Consider the following 3,285-nt stretch of genomic DNA (forward strand, 5'->3'; position numbering starts at 1 on the left):
CTATCATCGGCGCTGTTTCGTTTCACTACTGAGTTCGGCATGGGGTCAGGTGGGTCCAAAACGCTATTGTCACCAAGCAAATTTGGGGCGTTAATCGCTTTTGCAATTAACTAAAATCTGGAATTCTGATATCAAGTAAATGTCTACTTTAGTGTCTTAACTTCTGTCTGTTACGCTGTCATAAAACGCGTTTGGCGTTGTATGGTTAAGCCTCACGGGTAATTAGTACAGGTTAGCTTAATGGCTCGCACCACTTCCACACCCTGCCTATCAACGTTGTAGTCTTCAACGGCCCTTCAGAGACTTTAAAAGTCTAGTGAGAACTCATCTCGAGGCCTGCTTCGCGCTTAGATGCTTTCAGCGCTTATCAGTTCCGAACGTAGCTACCGGGCAGTGCCATTGGCATGACAACCCGAACACCAGCGGTTCGTTCACTCCGGTCCTCTCGTACTAGGAGCAACCCCTCTCAATTCTCAAACGCCCACGGCAGATAGGGACCGAACTGTCTCACGACGTTCTAAACCCAGCTCGCGTACCACTTTAAATGGCGAACAGCCATACCCTTGGGACCGACTTCAGCCCCAGGATGTGATGAGCCGACATCGAGGTGCCAAACACCGCCGTCGATATGAACTCTTGGGCGGTATCAGCCTGTTATCCCCGGAGTACCTTTTATCCGTTGAGCGATGGCCCTTCCATTCAGAACCACCGGATCACTATGACCTACTTTCGTACCTGCTCGACGTGTCTGTCTCGCAGTTAAGCTGGCTTCTACCATTACACTAACCGTACGATGTCCGACCGTACTTAGCCAACCTTCGTGCTCCTCCGTTACTCTTTGGGAGGAGACCGCCCCAGTCAAACTACCCACCAGGCACTGTCCGTAACCCCGATTAGGGGCCAACGTTAGAACATCAACACTACAAGGGTGGTATTTCAAGGACGGCTCCACAAAGACTAGCGTCTCTGCTTCAAAGCCTCCCACCTATCCTACACATGTAGGGTCAATGTTCAGTGCCAAGCTGTAGTAAAGGTTCACGGGGTCTTTCCGTCTAGCCGCGGGTACACAGCATCTTCACTGCGATTTCAATTTCACTGAGTCTCGGGTGGAGACAGCGTGGCCATGGTTACACCATTCGTGCAGGTCGGAACTTACCCGACAAGGAATTTCGCTACCTTAGGACCGTTATAGTTACGGCCGCCGTTTACCGGGGCTTCGATCAAGAGCTTCGTCCGAAAACTAACCCCATCAATTAACCTTCCGGCACCGGGCAGGTGTCACACCGTATACGTCATCTTGCGATTTTGCACAGTGCTGTGTTTTTAATAAACAGTCCCAGCCACCTGGTCACTGCGGCTCCCGTCCGCTTAGAGAGCAAGTCTCATCACAGATAGGAGCGTACCTTCTCCCGAAGTTACGGTACGATTTTGCCTAGTTCCTTCACCCGAGTTCTCTCAAGCGCCTTAGTATTCTCTACCTGACCACCTGTGTCGGTTTGGGGTACGATTCGGTATAATCTGAAGCTTAGAGGCTTTTCCTGGAAGTATGGCATCAACAACTTCACACCCTTAGGTGCTCGTCTCGTGTCTCAGTCTTAGCAACCCGGATTTTCCTAAGTCACCAACCTACTCACTTTCACATGGACAACCAACGCCATGCTTGTTTAGCCTGCTCCGTCCCCCCATCGCAATTATACCAAGTACGGGAATATTAACCCGTTTCCCATCGACTACGCCTTTCGGCCTCGCCTTAGGGGTCGACTTACCCTACCCTGATTAACATGGGATAGGAACCCTTGGTCTTCCGGCGTGCGGGTTTTTCACCCGCATTATCGTTACTCATGTCAGCATTCGCACTTCTGATACCTCCAGCAACCCTCCCGGGTCACCTTCAACGGCTTACAGAACGCTCCCCTACCACTCATACATAGTATGAATCCGCAGCTTCGGTGCATAGTTTAGCCCCGTTACATCTTCCGCGCAGACCGACTCGACCAGTGAGCTATTACGCTTTCTTTAAAGGGTGGCTGCTTCTAAGCCAACCTCCTGGCTGTCTGGGCCTTTCCACATCGTTTCCCACTTAACTATGACTTTGGGACCTTAGCTGGCGGTCTGGGTTGTTTCCCTCTTCACGACGGACGTTAGCACCCGCCGTGTGTCTCCCGGATAGTACTTTACGGTATTCGGAGTTTGCAAAGGGTTGGTAAGTCGGGATGACCCCCTAGCCTTAACAGTGCTCTACCCCCGTAAGTATTCGTCCGAGGCTCTACCTAAATAGATTTCGGGGAGAACCAGCTATCTCCCGGTTTGATTAGCCTTTCACTCCTAGCCACAGGTCATCCCCTAACTTTTCAACGTTAGTGGGTTCGGTCCTCCAGTTGATGTTACTCAACCTTCAACCTGCCCATGGCTAGATCACCGGGTTTCGGGTCTATACCTTGCAACTATACGCCCAGTTAAGACTCGGTTTCCCTACGGCTACCCTAATCGGTTAACCTCGCTACAAAATATAAGTCGCTGACCCATTATACAAAAGGTACGCAGTCACCCAACAAGTGGGCTCCTACTGCTTGTACGTACACGGTTTCAGGTTCTATTTCACTCCCCTCACAGGGGTTCTTTTCGCCTTTCCCTCACGGTACTGGTTCACTATCGGTCAGTTGGGAGTATTTAGCCTTAGATGATGGTCCACCTATATTCAGTCAAAGTTTCACGTGCTCCGACCTACTCGATTTCACTTAAGATGCATTTTCGTGTACGGGACTATCACCCTGTATCGTCATACTTTCCAGAATGTTCCACTAACACATAATAAGCTTAAGGGCTGGTCCGGTTTCGCTCGCCGCTACTTCCGGAATCTCGGTTGATTTCTGTTCCTACGGGTACTTAGATGTTTCAGTTCTCCGCGTTCGCCTCTTACACCTATGTATTCAGTGTAAGATACCTGCAAGCAGGTGGGTTTCCCCATTCGGAAATCCTAGTCTCAAGCGCTTTTTACTAGCTTGACTAGGCTTATCGCAAGTTAATACGTCCTTCATCGCCTCCAACTGCCAAGGCATCCACCGTGTACGCTTAGTCACTTAACCATACAACCCAAACGGGTCTTTGTTAGTGACAGCTGTTAACTTCGCCAGAAGTTAATTCATCAAATAATGATGAGAATACTAAAGTAGATACCGATTAATCATTGCTGATTAACTGGCATATTTTTACTTTTGAAAACTCTTTATAGATACAAGTATCTATAAGAATTTTAATATCAGCTTTCCAAATTTTTAAAGAGCA

The 3,285-nt window shown here is 49.1% G+C and carries 2 rRNA genes; both read right to left on the reverse strand.

Annotated features, from left to right (window positions below):
* Nucleotides 1-77 (reverse strand): 5S ribosomal RNA (rrf, locus tag QL229_RS20440); the annotation flags it as partial.
* 124 nt (nt 78-201) lie between these two features.
* Nucleotides 202-3,086, reverse strand: a 23S ribosomal RNA gene (locus QL229_RS20445).
* Between the last annotated feature and the right edge of the window lie 199 nt (nt 3,087-3,285).

Origin of the sequence: Pseudoalteromonas sp. PAR1 (assembly GCF_947311895.1) — a bacterium.
GTDB lineage: Bacteria > Pseudomonadota > Gammaproteobacteria > Enterobacterales > Alteromonadaceae > Pseudoalteromonas > Pseudoalteromonas lipolytica_C.